At 45.1% G+C, this 21,329-nt stretch carries 20 protein-coding genes; 4 read left to right on the top strand and 16 right to left on the bottom strand.

The window, feature by feature from the left end; all coding sequences use genetic code 11:
- Nucleotides 1–3: 3 nt before the first annotated feature.
- The 4 genes from ACGTN9_RS13210 to ACGTN9_RS13195 all read right to left on the bottom strand — a co-directional run bounded on the left by ACGTN9_RS13210 (nt 4) and on the right by ACGTN9_RS13195 (nt 4,748).
- Complete coding sequence (locus tag ACGTN9_RS13210; protein WP_499593485.1) at nt 4–2,199, bottom strand: MMPL family transporter; 2,196 nt, start codon at nt 2,197–2,199, stop codon at nt 4–6.
- The gene (locus ACGTN9_RS13205) at nt 2,196–2,606 is read right to left on the bottom strand and encodes a hypothetical protein (protein WP_499593483.1); all 411 of its coding nucleotides are present in this window, start codon (nt 2,604–2,606) and stop codon (nt 2,196–2,198) included. Before ACGTN9_RS13205 ends, ACGTN9_RS13210 begins: the two co-directional genes overlap by 4 nt.
- Nucleotides 2,607–2,700: 94 nt before the next feature.
- Nucleotides 2,701–4,074, bottom strand: a complete 1,374-nt coding sequence (locus ACGTN9_RS13200; RefSeq protein ID WP_499593481.1) for a sensor histidine kinase — start codon at nt 4,072–4,074, stop codon at nt 2,701–2,703.
- A complete protein-coding gene (locus ACGTN9_RS13195; RefSeq protein WP_499593479.1) occupies nt 4,071–4,748 on the bottom strand; it encodes a response regulator transcription factor in 678 nt (225 codons plus the stop codon). Before ACGTN9_RS13195 ends, ACGTN9_RS13200 begins: the two co-directional genes overlap by 4 nt.
- A 387-nt stretch (nt 4,749–5,135) precedes the next feature.
- Between ACGTN9_RS13195 and ACGTN9_RS13190 the strand changes: the two genes are divergently transcribed.
- Nucleotides 5,136–6,083, top strand: a complete 948-nt coding sequence (locus ACGTN9_RS13190; protein WP_499593550.1) for a DMT family transporter — start codon at nt 5,136–5,138, stop codon at nt 6,081–6,083.
- 232 nt (nt 6,084–6,315) lie between these two features.
- Here the strand turns inward: ACGTN9_RS13190 and ACGTN9_RS13185 are convergent, their stop codons facing one another.
- From ACGTN9_RS13185 to ACGTN9_RS13175, 3 genes are all read right to left on the bottom strand, one after another.
- Nucleotides 6,316–6,759: a cell wall hydrolase gene (locus tag ACGTN9_RS13185; RefSeq protein WP_499593548.1), complete on the bottom strand. Its 444-nt coding sequence runs from the start codon at nt 6,757–6,759 to the stop codon at nt 6,316–6,318.
- Between the two features lie 217 nt (nt 6,760–6,976).
- Entirely contained in the window at nt 6,977–7,426 is a 450-nt protein-coding gene (locus ACGTN9_RS13180; RefSeq protein WP_499593477.1) for a nucleoside deaminase, read from the bottom strand.
- 28 nt (nt 7,427–7,454) lie between these two features.
- A complete protein-coding gene (locus ACGTN9_RS13175; RefSeq protein WP_499593475.1) occupies nt 7,455–7,733 on the bottom strand; it encodes a GNAT family N-acetyltransferase in 279 nt (92 codons plus the stop codon).
- Nucleotides 7,734–7,998: 265 nt separating this feature from the next.
- Between ACGTN9_RS13175 and ACGTN9_RS13170 the strand changes: the two genes are divergently transcribed.
- Nucleotides 7,999–8,262, top strand: a complete 264-nt coding sequence (locus ACGTN9_RS13170) for a hypothetical protein (RefSeq protein ID WP_499593473.1) — start codon at nt 7,999–8,001, stop codon at nt 8,260–8,262.
- A gap of 92 nt (nt 8,263–8,354) precedes the next feature.
- Nucleotides 8,355–9,104 (top strand): SDR family NAD(P)-dependent oxidoreductase, encoded by a 750-nt coding sequence (locus ACGTN9_RS13165; protein ID WP_499593471.1) that lies wholly within the window; start codon nt 8,355–8,357, stop codon nt 9,102–9,104.
- 77 nt (nt 9,105–9,181) lie between these two features.
- Here the strand turns inward: ACGTN9_RS13165 and ACGTN9_RS13160 are convergent, their stop codons facing one another.
- From ACGTN9_RS13160 to ACGTN9_RS13135, 6 genes are all read right to left on the bottom strand, one after another.
- Nucleotides 9,182–9,604 carry a DUF2512 family protein gene (locus ACGTN9_RS13160; protein ID WP_499593469.1) on the bottom strand — a complete coding sequence of 141 codons (423 nt, stop codon included), beginning with the start codon at nt 9,602–9,604 and terminating at the stop codon, nt 9,182–9,184.
- 200 nt (nt 9,605–9,804) lie between these two features.
- Complete coding sequence (locus tag ACGTN9_RS13155) at nt 9,805–11,616, bottom strand: IucA/IucC family protein (protein WP_499593467.1); 1,812 nt, start codon at nt 11,614–11,616, stop codon at nt 9,805–9,807.
- Between the two features lie 32 nt (nt 11,617–11,648).
- Entirely contained in the window at nt 11,649–12,989 is a 1,341-nt protein-coding gene (locus ACGTN9_RS13150; RefSeq protein ID WP_499593466.1) for a lysine N(6)-hydroxylase/L-ornithine N(5)-oxygenase family protein, read from the bottom strand.
- Complete coding sequence (locus tag ACGTN9_RS13145) at nt 12,964–13,515, bottom strand: GNAT family N-acetyltransferase (RefSeq protein ID WP_499593546.1); 552 nt, start codon at nt 13,513–13,515, stop codon at nt 12,964–12,966. Before ACGTN9_RS13145 ends, ACGTN9_RS13150 begins: the two co-directional genes overlap by 26 nt.
- A gap of 22 nt (nt 13,516–13,537) precedes the next feature.
- The gene (locus tag ACGTN9_RS13140; protein ID WP_499593465.1) at nt 13,538–15,283 is read right to left on the bottom strand and encodes an IucA/IucC family protein; all 1,746 of its coding nucleotides are present in this window, start codon (nt 15,281–15,283) and stop codon (nt 13,538–13,540) included.
- Nucleotides 15,280–16,878 (bottom strand): pyridoxal phosphate-dependent decarboxylase family protein, encoded by a 1,599-nt coding sequence (locus ACGTN9_RS13135; RefSeq protein WP_499593464.1) that lies wholly within the window; start codon nt 16,876–16,878, stop codon nt 15,280–15,282. The genes ACGTN9_RS13140 and ACGTN9_RS13135 overlap by 4 nt, the downstream gene beginning before the upstream one ends.
- A 400-nt stretch (nt 16,879–17,278) precedes the next feature.
- Here ACGTN9_RS13135 and ACGTN9_RS13130 point away from each other — a divergent pair, with 400 nt between their 5' ends.
- Nucleotides 17,279–18,961 carry an amidase gene (locus ACGTN9_RS13130; protein WP_499593463.1) on the top strand — a complete coding sequence of 561 codons (1,683 nt, stop codon included), beginning with the start codon at nt 17,279–17,281 and terminating at the stop codon, nt 18,959–18,961.
- Between the two features lie 180 nt (nt 18,962–19,141).
- On the opposite strand, the gene ACGTN9_RS13125 is transcribed toward ACGTN9_RS13130, so the two are convergent.
- The 3 genes from ACGTN9_RS13125 to ACGTN9_RS13115 all read right to left on the bottom strand — a co-directional run bounded on the left by ACGTN9_RS13125 (nt 19,142) and on the right by ACGTN9_RS13115 (nt 21,206).
- The gene (locus ACGTN9_RS13125; RefSeq protein WP_499593462.1) at nt 19,142–19,993 is read right to left on the bottom strand and encodes a VOC family protein; all 852 of its coding nucleotides are present in this window, start codon (nt 19,991–19,993) and stop codon (nt 19,142–19,144) included.
- 122 nt (nt 19,994–20,115) lie between these two features.
- Nucleotides 20,116–20,727: an NAD(P)H:quinone oxidoreductase gene (gene wrbA / locus ACGTN9_RS13120; protein ID WP_499593461.1), complete on the bottom strand. Its 612-nt coding sequence runs from the start codon at nt 20,725–20,727 to the stop codon at nt 20,116–20,118.
- A 71-nt stretch (nt 20,728–20,798) separates the two neighbouring features.
- A complete protein-coding gene (locus ACGTN9_RS13115; protein ID WP_499593459.1) occupies nt 20,799–21,206 on the bottom strand; it encodes a DoxX family protein in 408 nt (135 codons plus the stop codon).
- Nucleotides 21,207–21,329: the final 123 nt, after the last annotated feature.

Here is a 21,329-nt window from a genome sequence, read left to right as displayed (position 1 = left end):
TCATCATTTCAGCGATGACGTTTCTTTCCCGGGGACACTTGCTGGAGCGCTTTTATTTTTTGCAAACGGATAAAAGCTCCATTTTCCTAGTTTCATAATAATGGCCGGTGTAAGAATCGTCCGGACGAGGAACGTATCGATCAGCACACCAACAGCGACAACGAACCCGAACATAAACAGTTCAAGAATCGGCTGTGTCGTAAGGACAGCAAACGTCGCAGCAAGAATCAAGCCGGCTGAAGAAATAACACCGCCTGTTTTCGCTAATCCCTCCTGGACAGCTTCTTTTAATGGAAGCTTTCGATAACCTTCCTGAATCCGTGAAACAAGCATGATGTTGTAGTCTACCCCAAGTGCGACAAGGAATACAAACGCATAGAGCGGGATCCGGTAGCTCATCTGCTCATACCCGAATACGTTTTTGAACAAGAGATCCGAGAATCCGAGTGCAGCGCTAAAGGATAATAGAATCGTAGCCATCATGTAGATGGGAGCGATGATGGATCGCGACTGGAACCCAAGCATGATGGTGATCAGAGCAGTAACCAGCACCATAACCAATATCGTATCCCGATCGTTCAACTTCTTGACATCCAGATTAGCCGCTGTTTCCCCGGCAAAATAAAGGTCATGCTGGGCTGGATCCAACCCGCTTGCTTCAAGGGTTTCGTCTTTTTTATCCCGTAGCTTTTCCATTGAGTTAAACGCTTCATGCTGGTAAGGGTTGCTGTCAAATACGAGACTCAGCTTGGAGGCTTTTCCATCCTCTGATAAAAAGTCCCGTTGATTGATCGTGACCTCCGCTACATGTTCCCTATCTTCCAGTTGTGCTGCCAGTGTTTCCGCCTGACTTTCTGCGAGGCTATCATCCGAAGTCACCAGCACGGTCGTAGGCGCAACCTCTCCAGGGTTATATTTTTCCTCGATTAATTCAAAACCTTCGCGCGAAGTCATATCTTCCGGAAACGATTGTAATAGATTATAAGAGTAATTGACCTGGAATGCGTTCAGGGAGAATATCCCTAATAAAATCAATACGCTTAAGCCACTGACCAGCGGTTTTTTCGTGACCGCGTGACTGACTTTTTCCCATAATTTGTTCGTTTTCGCAACTTTTTCCTTACCAACGCGCGGAATCACTGGCCAGAAAGCTCTTCTGCCGAACAGCGTAAACAAAGCAGGAACCAGGGTTAACCCAGCTAATAGAATAAACAGCATAGCCACGGAGAAAACCGGTGCAAAGTTTCGATACGGTTCATACACAGCAGCCGCAAGTGTGATGACTGCGACAAGTACCGTCCCGCCACTGAAGAAAATCGGCTCCCCGACACTACTCATCGCCCGTTGCATGGCTTCATACTTATCTTCCACGGTCTGCAGCTCTTCTCTGAACCGTGAGAATACAAACAGGGAATAGTCTGTAATTGCCGCAAATAAAAGAATCATCATAATCGACAACGCTTGTGTTTCGACGGTAAACCATCCGCTCGCGCCTCCGATTCCGATCGCTCTGTTGACGACTTCATAAACGATAGCTGCCGCAATCAGCGGAATCAATGCCAGCAATGGCGAGCGATAAATGACGATCAACAATATAAGGATCAGTCCGACGGTGGCAAACAGCAGCACCATATCCCCGCTTGAGAATAGCTCCAGTGCATCCGAAGCGATTCCGGCAGGTCCTGTGATTGATATTTCGATGTTACCACCAAGCCCCTGCTGGATAGTTTCTTCCATTTCGACCACCAAGTCATTGACCTGTTCCATTTCAAGCCCTGCTTTCAGCTCCGCAGGCATCACCAGTGTCGTTTCATCATCGGATAAAAACGACTGCTGGACCTGGGGCGGCATCTGACTGAACGGCAGGACTCCCTTGATCATTTCCTGCTGTTCTGCTGGAAGCTCGTCGAGCGCTTGCAGCCCCTCACCTACTTTGGCTAACCCTTCATCATTCAGTCCATCCGGTTGATGGAACACCAGGATGGCAGGCAGGCTGTCGCTGTCGTCAAAATGTTCCTGTACCTTTTCATCGGCAATCACCGATTGCGCCTCTTCCGGCAGCCCTTCCCCGGTCGCATTGACGGCCTGGTCCCTTGCCCCTGGGGCCATGGAACTTAACACCAGCATGAAGACTAGCCAGATTGATAAACTGATAATCATCCCTTTTTTGCTAGTGGTGCTACGAAAAAATCGCTTCATGACTCTCCCCTTCTCTCCTCAGATTCCGGTGCGATAAAAAATGTAGTAATTAAGAATAGAATAAAGCTGATCAGCAGAATCGATCCGCCTCCGATATATAAGCTTAGCGAAACTGCTTTCGGCATGCTGAGCAGATCAAGAAAATGGACCCACATCCCGGTGGTCAGACCGACAGCACCGATAATCGCGGTCCACACGTGAGCAATCGCCAGCTTTCTCACCTTCACGGTGAACACTTTGTAATACACACTCCACGCAAATAATGACAGCCACCCGACCACAAGAATATGCGCATGGATCGGACGCATCGCGTACGAACCAGCTCCTGCCATATGGGAACCAATAAACACTCCAATCAAGGCGAATACTGCGGACACCCGAAGTAACAACCTGCTATATGCTTCCATCATTTTTCCTCCCTTTCCCTAACTGAGAGACTTCTTTTTCTCTCTCCACTTGTTAATGTAAAACAGGAAAGTGAACAGAAGGTTAACGGAATCATTATTTTTTCGGCAAAGTCACTACAAATTCCGTTTTTACACCAGGTTCGCTGGTAACGCTGATTTTGCCGCCGTGCATGTCAATGACCTGCTTGACAATCGACAGCCCAAGCCCGGTCCCTTCCGTCGTACGCGTCCTTGCCTGATCGGCTCGGTAAAACCGCTCAAAAACACGCTTTTGTTCCTCATCGGCCATCCCGATGCCCGTATCCTGAAAAATAACTTCCACTTCTTTTTCCTTATTGGTGAGGGTCAATTCAATCGAACCTCCCGCCCGGTTATACTTAATGGCATTCGTCAGTAAATTTTCCCAGGCTGCATAGAGCATCGCAGTGTCACCAAAAATCTCAGCGTCGTCGAGATCATACCCGACCAGGAGTTCTTTTTCTTCGAACAGCCAGCGATATTTATGGATAATTTCTTTTAATTGAGCCGTCACATCAACAGCCTCTTTTTCCACGAGTTTCCCCTTCTGATCCAGGGAGGTCAATAGCAGCAACTGTTTTGCCAGCATCGACATCCGGTTCGTTTCATCTTTAATCACATCGATATAAGCCTGCTTTTCTTCCCTTGTCAGCGTGTCGCTTTCCAACAGGCGGGCATAACCCTCAATATTCAATAATGGCGACTGGATATCATGCGAGACATTGGAGATGAATGACTTACGCATGGCATCCTGTTCCCCCAGCCGCTCAAGCATGTCGTTGAAACGGTTGGCCAGTTGCCCGATTTCATCCTTCCTATTAATATCAAGCTGGACGTCGAAATTTTCATCGACCACTTTGTTGGTCGCATTCGACAGCTTCCGAATCGGGTCTACCAGCAATCTGGCTGTAATCAGGACCGCAATGATCGTCAGCACAAGCATGACTACCACCATCCAGCCAAGCAGGATATGGACTTCACTGAACAATAGCTCGATGTCCGGGCGCAGGAAAAGGGCATGCCTTTCTCCTTCATATTCAAAAGGGACCCCCACGGTATTCGTCAGTTCATCAGCAAAGAATCCCGATACGAACGTTTCTCTCGGGAAATTTTTCATGCCGTGATACGCGTTGCCAGATAGGACACGCTGCTTGATGTCATCTGGCAGCCGCTTGTCGCGGAAATCTCCGCCATAAAAAGTTTCCTCTCCCGATTCATTAACGACATATAACTGATAGCCGATGTCCCCGATATGCTCGAGGTAGCTGTCCATATCGTCTTCTTTTTCCAAAAAGCCTGCGACGTTCTCTGCAATCTCCATATTCTTCTGATCGTTTTCCGGCTTCACTTTCTGATGATAATAGGAATTGGAAAATAGAAACCCGACGATCGTGCTGCCTACCATAATAAAAAGGGTGACAATCAGAAACCTCGAATAAAGTGTTTTCATGTGCGTGCTGCCTCCAGCCGGTAGCCGACGCCACGCACGGTGCCGATCGTGATCTCGTCTGTCAGCCCTGACAGACGCTCCCGAATCCGCTTGATATGGACATTGATGGTTCGTTCGTCCCCTTCAAAGTCGATTCCCCACACCTGCTCGATCAGAAAATCCCTTGTCAGCACCTGGTTCGGATGGGAGGCAAGCAGCGACAGCAGTTCGAATTCTTTCAATGGCATTAGAATCGTCCGGTTTCCCGCCTGCACTTCATAGCTTTTCCGGTTGATCGTGAGCCCGCCTATTTTAATGATAGTTTCCGCAGGTTTCCCGTAGCGGCGCAATACCGCTCGAATCCTAAAGAGCAATTCCTTCGGATGAAACGGCTTGACGACATAATCATCTGAACCGGAGCGGAACCCTTTTTCCTTATCCTCGATTTCCCCTTTTGCTGTCAACAAAATGACCGGAACATCAAAGTCTGATTTGACTTTCTCCGTCACGGTATAGCCATCCATATGTGGCATCATGATATCGACTACAGCCAGGTCGACCACCTGCTCCTCCAAAATCTCCAGCGCCTCCACGCCGTTCCCTGCTTTTTTCACCTGGAACCCGGCTTCCTTCAGCTGAATCTCCACTAGATTCAATATATGTAAATCATCGTCTACCACCAAGATGGTTGTCATTCCGCTCACCCTTTCCCTACTATTGTAAACTTTCCCCACCGACTTTACATTATTAGAAAAACTTGGCTTATCGCCAAGTACTTATGGAGAAAGCTTTCGTATAAAGTTAAATTTTCTTTAAGTATGAAAAATGAAAATAAACGGAAGGTGAACAGGGTTTTCGAAGTTAGCGTTTAAACTTCCGCCCTAACGCGCCTATGTTCTTCACTAACTACCTACGAGCACACCTATTGGTATTCTCATGAAGTTTGTTGCTGCCTCATAGCTATGAAGGTTTATAACCTCCCAACTTCCATCGCAACTATTTTTTTCTCCAATCAGGTAGGCATACAGCTGCTTTTCCTTTAAGATAGCATTATCATTCTATTTTTAAGGTGTGACTCCATGATGCATAAATCCGCAAAAAGCACCGGGCTTATCCTAGTGATTACCGGAGCGACTTTTTGGGGCGTCGGGGGCACAGTCTCCCAAAAGCTCTTTCAGGATTATCAAATCGATGTCAATTGGCTCGTGACGACCCGCCTGCTTATCGCTGGGTTGCTGTTGTTAGCCGTCCAGTATTTTAAGAAAGACCGATCCCAGGTGTTCGCCGTCTGGAAGAATAAAAAAACAGCGATCCAGTTAATCATCTTCGGTCTGCTCGGTATGCTCGGTGTCCAATATACATACATGGCTTACATCAATCATGGAAATGCCGCTGTTGCAACGCTGCTGCAATACCTGGCACCAGCCATGATCATCATCTATTTGCTGCTACGCCGCCAGACCGTATTGACCGGGCGTGATATGGTGACCGTTTCGCTCGCGTTAATCGGGTGCTTTTTCTTATTGACGAATGGATCAGTCTCCCAATTATCCGTGCCGAGTCCGGCAATCATCTGGGGGATTTTATCAGGAGTAGCATTAGCTTTTTACACGCTATATGCTGTTCCCTTGCTGAAGCACTACGATTCTCTTGTCGTTGTCGGCTGGGCGATGGTCATCGGCGGATTCGCCTTAAGCTTCATCCATGCTCCATGGGAAGTAAATAGTGCAAACTTCACGGCAGAGGTGTATGCATACCTGGTTTTTGTGATCATTTTTGGCACAATGATTGCCTTCTGGTTCTATATCGAAAGTCTGCAAAGCCTGTCTCCACAGGAGACAAGCTTGCTGGGCAGCCTGGAGCCTTTATCTGCAGTGCTGACGACAGTCGTTTGGCTGCATGAGCCTTTCGGATTTTTCCAATGGGTTGGAACTGCCAGCATCATCGCGATGACGCTGTTTTTAGCATGGAGTAAAGAGCCTTCCACCAGTAAAAAACGTAACACTAAAAAGTCCATCAAAGCTGGCTGATGGTTAGGACCTCTGGTGGCTGTGGCGCTTTTTTTAGAGGAAAGCTATTCATTAGAAAAACTTGGCTTGTCGCCAAGTACTTATGGCGAAAGCCCTTAATATTTCTTATACTTTAATCCTTTAACAAAGTTAAACTGTCTCAAAGTGTAAAAAAGGGAGCTTCCCCACGGCGGAAGTTCCCTTTTAATTTCGCAATTTACAAATCCACAATATCAATAGAAATCGAGTAAGCTTAACCTCCGATATAGACACTGTCACATGTATTCGCTTGTGGTTCATAATAACAATGTTGTTTAAACTGACCGGCAAACGGCTGACCGTACCATGTGGGAGGACAGGGACCATATGGATTAAAATACCAAAGCGAAAACTTTGCTGGATGCTGCCTCCAATAATCCAAATTCTTTTTGGCTAATCTTTTCTCTACAGCTCTCGCTCTGTTATAAAATACGTTACCCTTCTGCACAGCCTCAAAAGAATAATTTCCTCCTTGCACTTGAAAAATGACATCTCTAATATTTCTTACATCTTTAAAATCTAAACAATCCGCTTTCGCACGATTAACAATTACGTTGCCGACATACAACATCCCTTGTTTTCCTTCCCCTACAGCTTCCGCTCTCATCATCCTGGCCATTAAGGCAACATCTGAATCTGTGTATTTTACTCTTGGCATTTTTTTCACCCCAAAGACATTGTATGAAGAAAAAGGGCAGGTCATTCTTTTTGTACCTTTAATCAAAGAAACTGTACGACGGTAAAGTAAAGAAAGGGCGACTCCCTCGGATGGGATAGTCGCCCTTATCATGAAACAAAGTTATTTTACCTTTACTTAATAATAGGAGAGACGCTTTCCTATTCTTCCGTTGATGTCTTTAGTAAACTGGTGTCGGTCACGACTCTTTCCAAAGCTTCATTGGATTGGTTTGTCCTTCGTCAAGAGGCATACGCTGCATACGGAGCGAACGTTCCTCTTTTGCTTTTTGCAAATCGTCATAGACTTGCTTCGACTTTCCTAATCCTGCTTCCACTGCTTCCTCAACAGAAGCACAATAATAGATATCTTCTATTCCTGCAAAATACATCGCTGTGAGACACATCGGACAAGGCTCGCCACTGGCATACATCGTATAGCCGGACAGGTCGTTTGTCTGCAACTCTTCCTGTACCTGCCGAATGGCAAGCAGTTCTGCATGGCCACTGACATCATACTGCTTGTGCAGCTCATTCACTCCTTCAGCGACAATGTCACCATCCTTAACAAGCACGGCGCCAAAAGGCTGGCCACCTTCTTTTACGTTTGCCACCGCCAGTTCCACTGCCCGTTTCATGAATTGATCCATTTTCTACCCTCCCGAATCATTCTCCTGATCAGTCATTTTCCAGCAAAACATCGTGGTAATCCGGATTCTGTTTAAGTTTCTTTTCTGTGTAGTCGCATTTGGGATCGATTTTCTTCTGCTCTTCTCTCGCGTAGTCTACCATTTTGTCAACTAGTTTAGCGGCCATCCCCTGACCCCGGAGCTCTTCCGAAACATATGTATGCACTACAACTAAATGATCTTTTTCCAAAAATGTAATTTCCGCCAATGGATGTTGCTCATCTTCACCGACATAAAATTTTCCGTCGCCTTTATTAATCGTAGTCATGTGAATACCTCCTCTTTTTTGGAACCATCTTTTCTAACTTGCTGCATCCCAAAGTGCAAAAAGCTGATATAAGGTTCATGCCTATATGCAAATGATACCATTTCTTCCCTGTAAACATAATAAATACGATTCTAAAAATAATTTACACCTGCGTGTGACTGAATGCATTCTCCGGTAATCAAGTGCCATTAAATTATTTGTCCTGATAAGCGGTAGGATTAAGGATAAACTAACTTCAACTGCTGAATACCAAAGGAGTGGGAAGATGGAATTTACGGGAGAAATCCTGTCTGGCGACTTTGACCAAACAAGTGACACGTTCATCTTGCAGCAAGTGAAACAGCATACCACTACATCCAGCTTTAATAAAAATCAGTTCCATATGATTTATGAATATCTGAACCAACATACACAGGATTCGGATGGCCAGGTGCTGTCATTGAATGACCAATTACTAATCCAATTAAGTCAGGAAGAGTTAAGCCTTTTTATTAATGATTTAGACAGGATTCGGCCAATGTTTCAATAAAGCTTAAGAGTGGAATTTTTATTCGTAGATCATAAAAATTTTTCAGGTAAAGTTTGAGTTCATCGTTAGACCTAATAAAGGAGGTTTTTTAAATGAGTAAAGTTGCGATTATTACCGGTGGCGGCAGCGGTTTAGGCCAATCCACAGCACTCCGTTTAGCAGAAGAAGGAGTGAACATCGTTGTTGTTGATATTGATGAAGAAGGCGGCAATGAAACGGTCGAGATGGTGAAAAAGTCCGGAGTCGAAGCCATTTTCATTAAAGCGGATGTCTCTAAAGCCGATGAAGTGAAGAACTACGTCGACCAGACCGTCGAGAAGTTCGGTACGATCGATTATTTCTTTAATAATGCAGGAATCTCGGGCAGTGGTGCCTACTACCTTGAAACGGATATTGATGAAATCGAAAAGATTGTCGGCATCAACCTGATGGGTGCCCTATATGGTGTCCGCTATGTCGCTGAAGTGATGGTGAAAAATGGCGGCGGCGCGATTGTTAATACAGCTTCCAGTGCCGGGGTCATCGGTCAGGACACGGTAGTCACTTATTCAGCAACCAAGCATGGCATCGTTGGTATAACAAAAAGTTTAGTTGCTGAGTATGCGAAAGACGGTTTACGCGTCAATGCCGTTGCTCCAGGCCCTACGGAAACACCGATGGTCAAGTCCTATTTTGATGCTAATCCGAAAATGAAAGAAAGTGCGGAGCAGGGCATTCCACAAAAGCGTTTAGGTACACCGGAAGAAGTTGCTGAGCTCGTTAAGTTCCTCTTAACCTCCAAAGCGGAATATATCAACGGGGAAGTCATCCGAATTGATGGTGGATTTACCAATACAAAATAATCATAGGATAGGCAGACTCAGTTAGTTGGGTTTGCCTATTATCTTTTACCAAACAGTCCCCGGAAACAAGAAGATACTCATGGCTCTATCGATACCGAGTTACTTTTATTACGTAAAGCAAGTAAGAAGCGATGCAGGAAATATTCACTCGTCGCCAGCACGACCGCCAAAGTAAAAGCCCCAATAAATGTTACCATCGCATTTGGAAACCAATTGGATAGAGCCAGAATAATCAGCAACGAAACAATAAAATCCATAAAGACACTCGCACCCAGGGTTTCTTTACTTAAAACCAATTTTTCCATAGTTATTCCTGCAACGATAAGCACGAGAGTTAACACAACCGGCTGCCACAAAGCACCATATGTGATGTGCCCGGTACTGACCATTCCTATAAACAGTACGATCGGTATCAGGACCAGCTTGATAAACAAACTGTTGAGCAGCTGCCTTTCCGGCTTTCCCAAATTGAAAAGCATGGAAAAGTTCATTTTACTCATGTACAGATTACCTCCTTTATATGGTGGTAGTGTTTCCTTGTTCCGCTTTATAATTCTTCCGTAAGAAACCTGTAATCCCTTACATTTCTCCTTTATAGGACTAAACCAGAATGCCGTTTAGGATATAAATAAAAGGCTTGCAGAAAAAACAGATGGGTTTTTCTACAAGCCGAAACAATCTTTCTATACGAATAATCAACTCACGATAAATGTACTTCCCGGGCAAATCGTGCAAGTGGATTGGCAACACTCCCAAATTCGGAAGCATGAGGCCGGTCATCTCCATCACCATAGCCATCATCCACCATGCGATTCCGGTTCAATGTCAGTTTCGTAACTTCCGGTTTGAAAAAATCAAAGATTTCAAAGCGATCTCTCAAGTGAGGATGACTAGCCTGATACCTTATAATAGTATTGGCCAGATGCTCCCAAAATCTATCTTCGGTTACCCGTTCATTCCTGTCCAGGATATCGGCCAGATAGCGGAGATGGCATACGAATAACCCGGTGAAAATGAATTGCAGCAATCCCTCAGGCTGCTCGCTCCTCAACACATCTTTGAGGTCTTGTGTCAGTACCGATAATTCTTCAAATGGCTGGTCGCTAATATTCACATCATCTACGAAGTCTTTGACAGCAAGACGGTGTGGCCTGAAATTCTTCATCACCAAGATCGTATTCTGCCCATGAGGAGAAAACACCGTTCCATATTGATATAAATAATGCAGAAGTGGATCCATGACAACCTGGAAAAACTCCTTCAGCCATTCTTCCGGCTCGATTCCAGAGGCTTCTATCAAGCTCATGATAAAAGGTTTGCCATTTTTATCTTCGTGTAATAAGGCAGCCAGGGTCACTGCTTTTTCATCCTCTTCCAGATAGGTGTAAATACTCTCCCTCCAGATGACCCCCAGCATTTCCAGGTATTGATACGGGGAATTTTCAAGCTCTGCATAATGGCTATGATCGATATTGATACTGGCAATCTCTCCAGGCAGGATGACGCGGCATGTTTCATTCAAAAATGAATCCTGTTCATAGATACCTTTGATGAATTCTGTAATCTTCGGGGCAATCAGCGTTCGTTCTGCCGGCAGCCCTCGGTAAACGAGCGTATTCAATATGCTCATCGGAACTTTCACGTGATGTTTATCCTTTTGGCTTCGGTTCACGAAGGTCCGGATCGATTGCTGAGGCAGGTAATTGTCCTTCCCTTCTCCCAACGGAATGATCTGCTTGTTGGATAGATCCTGAGCGTACTGCTGGATAAGCACATTTTTCCATTGCCACTCGTGGACGGGCAGGAAGAAATATTCCAGCGGATCTACTTCCTGTTCTTGCAAGACTTGTTTGAATTCTTGCTTCTCTTCCGATGACAATTCTTCGTGTAATAGCTTGTAATAGTTGGTATCCGCTGTCGATTGGAAGGAAGCACGCTCTTTATCAACGGCGACCCAGAACAGCTTTGTTTCTTTCTGCATCTCCGGTGCAAATTTCACGTAATCATCATAACCAAATCCGATTCTGCCTTTATTATAGGTGATCCACGGATGCCCGCTCATATGCCCTTCCAATACGGCATAATCTTCATGAATCAATTCATCCGAGGTTTTAGAGGCTCTTCCTAGTAAATGCATATCCGCCACAAGCGTATTGTTCAACTCTTTGATTAAATGTCCCGCTGTCTCAGCAGACATCCCGATGAGCGGCTGAATATCGAGCAGGAACTGAATAGCATCATCCGCTTCAGCACGCTCCCCGTTTTCTACAATATCAATGGAATCAGCTTTCACTTTAACCCCGTCGAAATAGTCTGTTTTGGCCTCAAAAGAATAATGTTTACGGTCGGTAATCGACAGCTCATATTCCTTCCATTTTCCATGCTCTTTTATCACGACTGGATTTATCATGTCTTCGTACACATATTCCTCCAGCATTTTAACCAGCAATTGCCGATTCGCCTGTTCCCAGTTTTCCTGATTGAAGTATTGCTTCAGATAATTTGAATACATTGAAATCCCTTCTTTCTTAGATGGTGACTAACCTAATTAGTAACGGGTTGTCTTTGTGCTCCGAATGATTGATAGATATTAACCGATTGCACCGGATAAACCTCTCTCCCTGCCAGGGCGTTGATGATGACAGCATTACGATGAGCACCAAGCCCGAGATCCGGCGCCCCGACTCCATGGGTATGGAGTTCCCCATTTTGTATATAAATATGGTTGCGCGATCTGCCCTTAATAACCAGCCGATAATCTTCGGTGATATGAAACCGTCCCTGCTGATCCCAGGAAATCCAATCATAGAGCGGCGTGAGAAAATCCGGCAGGTTCGGTTTGTAACCGGTCCCTAACACCACTGCATCGGCATCGATCGTAAACGCCTCTTCACTCACCTGCTGGAAGCCACAAAGCTTCCATTTATTACCCAAAGGCTGAATGCGGTCGATTACTGACATGGCCTGCAAGTGGATGTCAGGGTCATCCTCTCCTATGCTGTACTGGTATAAACGTTCATAAATATCCGCAATCGTATCCGTACTGATTCCTTTATATAATAAGTCCTGATCTACTAGCAGCTGATCTTTTTTCTCCTGTGGCAACTTATAAAAGAAAGAGGTGTAATCCGGTGAAAAATGTTCCAGGCCAAGCTTAGTGTATTCCATCGGAAAGAATCCTTTGGACCTCGTATACCAGTGCAGCGAATAACCATGTTCAGGCTGGTCTTCCAACAAGTCCAGGAATACTTCTGCCGCACTTTGGCCGGAACCGATGACCGCGATCCTTTCAGCGTCCGCACAATTCGCTTTCTTATATAAATAATCCGCCGTATGGAAGACTCTATCTCCCAAGGCTTCCTGAAACTGCTCCGGTACAGATGGTACCGTACCGATTCCCATCAAAATATGTCTTGCTAAATAGCGTTTTTCTTCCTTTGGATGCTGTTCATTCTCAACCACCACTTCGTACAAACTTTCCCCATCAAACTCTCGCAGATCTACCTGCTTTACGTTCATCCCGAACTTACAAGCATCCAATTTCCCAGTAACCCATTGGCAATAATGGTTGTATTCCTTCCTTGGAATATGGAAATCTTCCCGGAAGTAAAAACGGTAGAGTCTGTTGTGAGTCTGTAAGTAATTCAGAAAACTAAAACGATTGGTCACATCAGCCATGCTGACAAGGTCAGCTAAAAAGGGAACCTGCAGCGTGGTGCCCTCAATCAACATTCCAGGATGCCAGTCAAATTTCGGTTTCTTTTCAAAAAACAAGGCATTTATTTCAGGAACATCTTCGACCAGGGCTGCAAAACCGAGGTTGAAAGGACCGACACCGATTCCGATCACATCATACACTTCAGACTTGTTGATAGTATCCGTCATACGACCACCTCTTTTCGAAATTCTCCCGTGTGCAAAACATCAACAACCCTGTTTTGTCAGGAAGTTCTATAGGCTTTACCGGTTCAAACCCGCATTGTTTAAAAATATGAATCATCTTCTCATTCCGAATGTCAGGTTCTGCGACTACTTTTTTCGTCATTTTATGCTGGAATTGGAAACCAACCATCGCTCTTAATAAAGGGAGTGCATAGCCTTTACCAAGATAGTCTGGATCACCGATTAACAGATGGACACCCTGGTCGAAAGCTTCCGCGTCATAGCATTTTTCCACAACGTCCCCTTTTACCCAATAGGCCTCCCAATAACTCATCGGGTGACCGTCAATCTCGCCGATATAGAGGGTTTGATGGCGATCTTCCAAGGCTTTTTTTAAGTGGCTGCTAAATTGCACAAACGGAAGATTCAACTGCCAATAAGGAATGACATGCTCCTCATGCATCCATAAAAACACGTTGGTCAGATCCTTGTCGTACTCCAGTTCACGAAACACAATTTCTCTCTCCAGGTCTCGGTCAATTGTCATGCATTTAGGTTTCACTCGTGACACCTGCCTTTTGTGCTAATGGGTTAGCTGCCATCGTATAGACGGATTGCGTCTCTAACGAACCGACAAGCTCATCCATGTCATGGAATCGGGTCAGCAGATTAGCTTTAGATGGGAGTTCTTCATTTGTTAATAGACTGTGCAGCAACGGTTTTGCATCACCCGCTTGCTTGTGGTGTGTCTCCAGCCGCTCACGCAGCACCTGTAACAAATCTTCTTCAAGTATCAGTCCATTGGTACCAAAACCATTGATGACCCCGAACAAATGATTGAAAAAGAAATAATACCGAAGCCTTTCCTCCGCAATTGCTTCGGAACAGATCGTGTCGCTCTTCTCGTTCAGCGTTGGCAGCAATTGACGCAAGTCACCTGCCTTATTTTCGCGGAAGTAGTAACCCTGATTATCACGATAATAGAAGAAATCAGGGTACCCGTCCTTCAGTTGCACGATGGAATTCTGCTGGTGCGCTTCGAGGGCGATGCCATACGTTTCATAGAGCCATAGCATGGGATCGAGTGTGATCGACAAATAGCGTTTAAACCAATCTTCACTCACCGCCTGTAAGGATCTATTTTCTTTCTCTGCGACGCTGTTAATGATGTTATACAGTCTGGACTGCTCTCCAAAAGGGTGGTCCTGTCCCAGTCCTGCAGCTAAAATGGTATCGGAATCATTCCTATAAAACGGGTTTTCACGGATGATGCAATCGAGCGATACCTCCTCTTCCCCAGGTATAGCCACACGAATATACGCCGGGTCTGAAATGACGTGGAAATCTGGAAAATTTCGTTTCAGTTCATCGCCAAGAGAAGTCTGTAACAATCGCGATACTTCCACGCCCCTGTCCAGTTCTTTCTGTTGATTCATCCTGAGCGAATTGGTAATCTTTATCGGGATGGAAAACTTGTACATATACTTTGATTCCGGACTGTAAACAGTACGAAAGGAAGAGGTTGCTGTAAACTCTTGTCCGAGTGGTCCAAGGTATTTCAATGTACCACCTTCAAGCATCTGCTGGACGGATGCTTTTTTCAAAAGGGCCTTCGCCTGTAACGGATGGGCAGGAATGAGTGCGCCCGCTTCATCAGTCACTAATTCTTCCTCGGGCAGTTCGCCCTGGACGATTTCTTTGGCAGAGACCGACAGCGAAGAGTCCTGTATGACTTGCTCATCGGCTGCCCAGAAATAGTGCAGCTGGAATTTCCCATTCATTTCAGGTGCGAACTGGTTGTCCTCTTCTTCTGTGATTCCTTGCTTGCTTTTCGGGGTGGGATGCAGCAAGTGGCCAAAAATAAGGGATTGCTCCGCTTCGATATAATTAAATGCACTGCTGCTCAATTGACTGCTATCCTGCAACCGATGTTCCAGATACTTCTTTATGTTTTTACAACTCAGAATCACCCGCAGGATCAGTTCATCCTCTGCAGCCTCCTGGTTGTTTACCAACGCTAACTCTTTGGTAATCAGAGCAGCTAATGTGACATAGTCGATAGGCTTCGCTTCTTCCCCTGTGCGATAATGAATAGGGAATTCAAATAAATGTCTTCCTGTTTCAGACCAGTATTTCACATCGATGATCAAGTCGATTGCCTGATTGGATAATGGGCAGGAAATCTTTATTACTGTTCCATTGGCAGATTCTATATGGAAATTACCTGTCTCTTTGAGATAACAATTCAAGAAGCTTTGCATCGTCGCATTTTCAGCAATTACCTGTACGTCCTTCATACGGAAACCCTCCATTTCTCTATTTCCGATTCTCCAATATTCTGGATGTCTGCCAGGATTTCTTTTACATCAGCTAGCTGTGTCCTGGGATTAAGGAGCGTAAATTTAAGATAGACTTTCTCCTCTACCATCGTCTTAGCGATAACACCCTTGCCTTCATGAAGCAGCCGCTTCTGGATTGCGAGATTCACCTGATTCAAATCTACGACAGATGGAACAGCCGGCTGATACCGGAACACAATCGTATTCAACTCCGGTTCCGGCTGGCTCACTGTCATATCCTCCACTTCATCGATATAACCCGCAGCCGCTTTTGCCAATGCTAACGTATGATCGATCATGACACCGTATTGCTTCGTTCCTACCATCCTTAAGGAGAAAAATAACTTCAAAGCATCAAACCGCCTTGTTGTTTGGATCGATTTGTTTACTAGATTAACGATTCCTTTGTCATCATCTTCGGCGGGATTCAAATAGTCCGCATGATGCTGGAGATGCTTGAATTGTTCTTTATTTTTTAATAGGAAGGCACCACAGCTGATCGGCTGGTAGAATAATTTATGGAAATCTACTGCAATAGAGTCCGCCTGATTGATCCCTTGCAATTTGTGTTGATGAGTCTGACTGAGGATCAATGCCCCACCGAAAGCGGCATCAACGTGAAGCCACAACCCATGCTCGCTTGCAATGGATGCCAGTTCAGCAAGCGGATCGATACTCCCGAAATCAGTTGTACCGCAAGTGGCCACAAGCGCAAATGGCAGTAACTGTTCTGCTTCCAGTTCTTCCAGCTTTCTATCCAAGTCATAAAGACATAGCTTATGATTTTCATCGGTTTGAATCGAGACGACCGAATCTTCGCCGAGTCCCAGCTGGGAGGCTGACTTTTGAACGGTAAAATGCGCCTCCTCCGAACAAAGAATCCGCAGCCGCTTGAAATCACCTGGTAAACCTTGCTTCTGCACATCCACCCCCCACTTGCGTTTACAAAAGGAGTCCCGGGCAATCAATAGCCCTGTGTAATTGGACTGCGTCCCTCCGCTTGTAAAAACGCCATCGGATGCACCGTCAAAACCAAAGCTTTTGGTAAGCCATTCAATGACTTCCTGTTCTAAGTAGGTGGCTGCAGGGCTCTGATCCCACGAATCCATCGACGGGTTAAACGCATTGATGACCATTTCCGCTGCCATCGCAGAAACAAGCGGTGGGCAATGCAGATGGGCGACAGACTTTGGATGCGTGATATGGATATTGCTTAGTAATAGGGAGTCGTCAATATCATCGAGTAATTCTTCGACCGATTCTCCCTCGTATGTGAAAACAGAAAGGTTATCCAACTCCTGCTGCAATATCTCAGGAGTCTTTCCAGAATAGGGCTGATCAAGCTCCTTCATTACCTTGACGAGCTTTTCCGTTATTTGCTGAACGGTATATTGGAACTCTCCCGTATTATTTTCATGAAAGAATAGGTGATCGAACGCTCTACTCTTTCCTTCCGCTATCTGCTGCGTTGTTGCCATCGACTCATAACTGAAATTCAAATCCTTTTCATTCCTTTCCGCTTTAAGTATGGAAAATTGCCACGCTGTTGACATACTCTCAATTGAAAATGATTTTCAATTAAGCTACACAAACATCTTAATTGAGAATGATAATCATAGTCAATAGTAATTGAGACACGTTATCAATTACACCCTTATTACTGTTCTAATAGGTATTTATCAACGAAAATAAGCCAATATTTAGCAGTCAAAACGAAAAGCAATGGCGGCAAAAGTCATCCTCTAATATACGAAGACTGCTTCAATATCCAGGGGAATTGCTGGGGAAGCATGGTGTGGTGGCATCTTATGAGGGACTTTTTTTCGTTTAGAGGGATTCCACTTCAAGTCGATGTTATGATACAAACTTTTACAATCTATCAGAAAGAACCATTTAATAGACTGTGAATCTATGGTATTCTACCTTTGGTAACTAGACAGGGAGTGTTATACCATGAAAAAACTGCAAATCGTTGTCATTACCTTTATTCTGGCGTTTGCGGCTATACTTATTGGTGGTAATTCATCCCTTGCCCCACCAGAGAATGCATCCGGACATACGAAAGTTCTTGAACATAAAAATTTCCCCTACCAGGGAATGGACTTGCGTGAACGGCTGGAAGATGGCAAGGAACTCACCGTAGCCGAACTGACAAGAGGCTACCAAAATGGAGTTTTTACTGTGACAGATGTCGTCCAGGCTCACCTGGAACGAATCGAACAGTATGAAGATACATATAACGCATTTACATTCGTCAATGACCACGCCATGCAAGAGGCAAGTGAGATGGATGCTAAAATTAAAAAGGAAGACTCCCCTGGAAAATTGGCAGGTGTTCCGATCGTCCTGAAGGAAACGGTCGATGTCACAGGCTTCCCTTCCACTTTCGGCTGGGAAGGCTTCCATAAAGAAGCGGGCGGCGTGGAGATTATGCCGCAAGTCGATGCACCGATTGTTGGTAAATTAAAAGAAGAGGGTGCAATCATTCTCGGCAAAACGAACATGCCTGCCTTCAGCATCTCGGCAACGAATGCCAATACCAGCTGGGCTGGTAAAACCTTGAACAGCATTAACCCTGCTTTTGCTCCTGGCGGGAGCAGTTCCGGAACAGCCACCGCTGTCTCTGGTAATCTGGCAGTCTTAGGCATTGCGGCAGAAACTGGCGGATCGATTCAAAACCCGGCCGCTTCCCAGGCATTAGTCGGGGTCAAACCGACATTCGGACTTGTCCCTAACTCGGGGGCCGCTCCGTTTGCAGCGAGCACCAGAGACGTGCTGGGCCCTCATTCCCGGACCGTACAAGACGCAGCAATCATGATGGATGTCATTGCCGGAAACCACCCGGATGATCCTAAAACGGAAGCAGCTGCAGGCAAGCTGCCTGAAGAAGGTTATACTGGAAACTTAACGGAAGATGCTTTGGAAGGAAAACGCATTGGCCTTTACGGACCAGGCTGGCGAGGAGAAGCATTGACTGCAGAAACGCAGCAATTGTATGAACGTTCTGTTAAGGAACTGGAGTCTCAAGGGGCAGAAGTTGTCCGCGATCCTTTCGCGGGAAGCGGATTTTCCAGTTTTACAGAAGCTACCGGGAACATCGGCTACGACGCCTTTGTGAGCGATATCCAGGCTTACCTTGATCGGATGGATCCGGAAGAAACGATTCCTTCTCTTCCCGAGCTATTCAATCAAATGGAAACAGCACCCTGGGCAGCAGGCGAACCACTTCAGAACTTTAATAAAACTAATTTGAAAGAGAAGCTGCAAGATCCGTATCAGGTACCGGATCTAAGCTACTTTTTCGATGCCAGGGCAAATTATCAGGAAATCATCCAGGGAGTCATGGATAAACATGACCTCGATGCTTTCGTTTACCCGCAAATGGCAGCAGAAATCCCGCCGCTTACCGAAGGCATCCACCAGCCAACCGCATCACCGGAAGTCAACATCAGCGGCCAGCCTCTGGTAACGGTACCTGCCGGCTATTACCAAAGCGGAAAACCATTTTCCCTCGCATTTTTCGGAAAAATGTGGAGTGAAGCGGAATTGCTTGGAATGGCATATGATTATGAGCAGGCTACCCAGTATCGGGAAGTTCCGATCTTAGAAACTGATGATGCAGCCACCGGAAATTAACACCACCACTTATATAGAAATAAACGGCTTTAGCCTTGTCTTGCTTAGAGCTAAAAGCCGTTGTTAATATCTTGGGATTAGTAAAAAGAGGCTGACCCCCACCTTAGTAATGCATTAACGCACTGGGGGTCAGCCTCTTTCTATAATTTTCCTATAAGATCCGTAAATTAAAGTAACACCTTAAACAGCCAGGTGAATGCAGTTGCCAGACGGATCCTTTGTCGTAACTATATCATTTTCCTCTGTGACAGAGGCACCTACTCTCTCCAGACTCGCTATCACATTATTCCTGTATTCCTCATCGGGTAAAATGATTGTATATGATTCCAAACCGGCGCTATTTTTGGCAGGTTCAGGAGCTCCAACGCCTGCCCATGTATTTAAACCAATATGATGATGATAGTTACCGGATGAGATGAATAGAGCCTGACCACCAAACCGGTTTACTACCTCAAACCCCAGTCCTTTCGTGTAAAATTCCTCTGCTTCTTCTAAGTGAGAAACATGCAGGTGTATATGCCCCATCACAGTACCGGCAGGCATGCCTTTCCATGGTTCTTCTGAATCCCCTTCCTGAAGCAGGTCTTCGAAATCCAACGGATCAACAGTCATGGCAACTTCGCCATTCTTCCATTTCCACACGGAAGGATCACGATCCACATAAATTTCAATCCCATTACCATCCGGATCATTTAAATAGAGAGCTTCACTGACAAGGTGGTCCGAAGATCCAATTCGAATTCCCTTTTTAATAAAATGGTGAACGATATTTGCTAAATCGGAACGCCGTGGTACAAGGAGAGCAAAATGATATAACCCCGCAGTTCCTCGCTGCTTTGCAATGGCATTTTCCGGCTGCTCTAAGGACAGAATACATGTTTTCCCATCGGCTGTTAACTTCGCTCTGTTATTGGTTTGCTCTAAAACCTTAAACCCTATCACCTCTTGATAATAATCAAGGGAGCGTTCTAAATTTTGTACTTTAATAGTGACATGTTTTACAAATGTAATAGGTTTATGATGAAATGACAACGAAATTCCTCCTAGTATATCTTTTCGATTTTTCTTTTTTAAAAAATGCCTAATATCAGCGACTCGATATTAGGCATCCTGTTAGCTATAGCTTATAGATTATATTTATTCGATCACTTACATTACTGTTGCCCTTGTTTAACCCAGGAAGCAACGGTCACTGTACGTTTCGCCTGATGCTTGACGGCGCCTTCCACATCCTCGGCCATATTGCCATCCTGATCAACAGTAACACTTGTCCCATATGGGTTTCCTCCGGCACCAAACAATACTTCATCGGTGTACCCTGGAGAAACAATAATTGCGCCCCAATGCATCATAGAAGTATAAAGTGAAAGCAGGGTTGCTTCCTGGCCACCGTGCGGGTTTTGTGCGGAAGTCATGCCGCTGACAACTTTGTTGATCGTCTTGCCGCTTGCCCAAAGACCGCCCTGTGTATCAAGGAATTGCTTCATTTGCGAAGGCATGTTACCAAAGCGTGTCGGGATGCTGAAAATAATGGCGTCAGCCCACTCAAGGTCAGCGGATGTCGCTACAGGTACGTCTTTTGTTTTTTCCACGGTGGCTTTCCATGCTTCATTCGCCTCGATGACGGATTGCGGTGCCAGTTCTTCCGCTTTTAATACTTTCACTTCGGCACCAGCTGCTTTTGCTCCTTCTTCTGCCCATTTGGCCATTTGATAGTTCGTTCCACTCATCGTGTAAAAAATGACGGCTAATTTAACGTTTGACATGTCTTCCATCTCCTTTGGTTTTCCAAATAATTTATTAAAAATTCCCATTGCATGAATCCCCTCTCCATTTATTAAGATACATTTTCTATCGAGCCCTGTTTCGTTGAAAACATGGCATTTTCCAGTGAGAGAGCTGTGTTATCGGAAAGTGCTACATAAATAGACATGGCCAGTAACGCCAAATCTAACTCATATCCACCCAGAAAGCCGGCAGATAGTTTAACTGTGAAAATAGCCCCCAGCATAATAACGGCAAATAGAGAGGCAACAATCTTTGTTCCTAATCCCAAAATCAATGCAATCCCGCCAACAAGTTCAATTGCCGCTACAACGTAAGCTAAAAATCCGGGTACTCCAATACTGTCAAAAAATCCGACGGTGTTTCCAATTCCTGCCTGGAATTTATCCAACCCATGAACAAAAAATATAACCCCTAATATCACTCTTAGGATAGAAGCTCCTGCCTCATGTTTGTTCATTCAAATCCACTCCTTTGTATAGTTTTAACTAAAGTCAAGATATTATAAATTCACTTCAGTTACTTTTAGTAAGTAAGTATATATAAATAATCAACTTATGTCAATATACTAATTTATATTAAG

The organism is Halobacillus sp. B23F22_5 (assembly GCF_043497085.1).
Taxonomy (GTDB): domain Bacteria; phylum Bacillota; class Bacilli; order Bacillales; family Halobacillaceae; genus Thalassobacillus.
The sequence above is the reverse complement of the archived record's forward strand: the minus strand, read 5'-3'. Positions and strand labels throughout refer to the sequence as shown.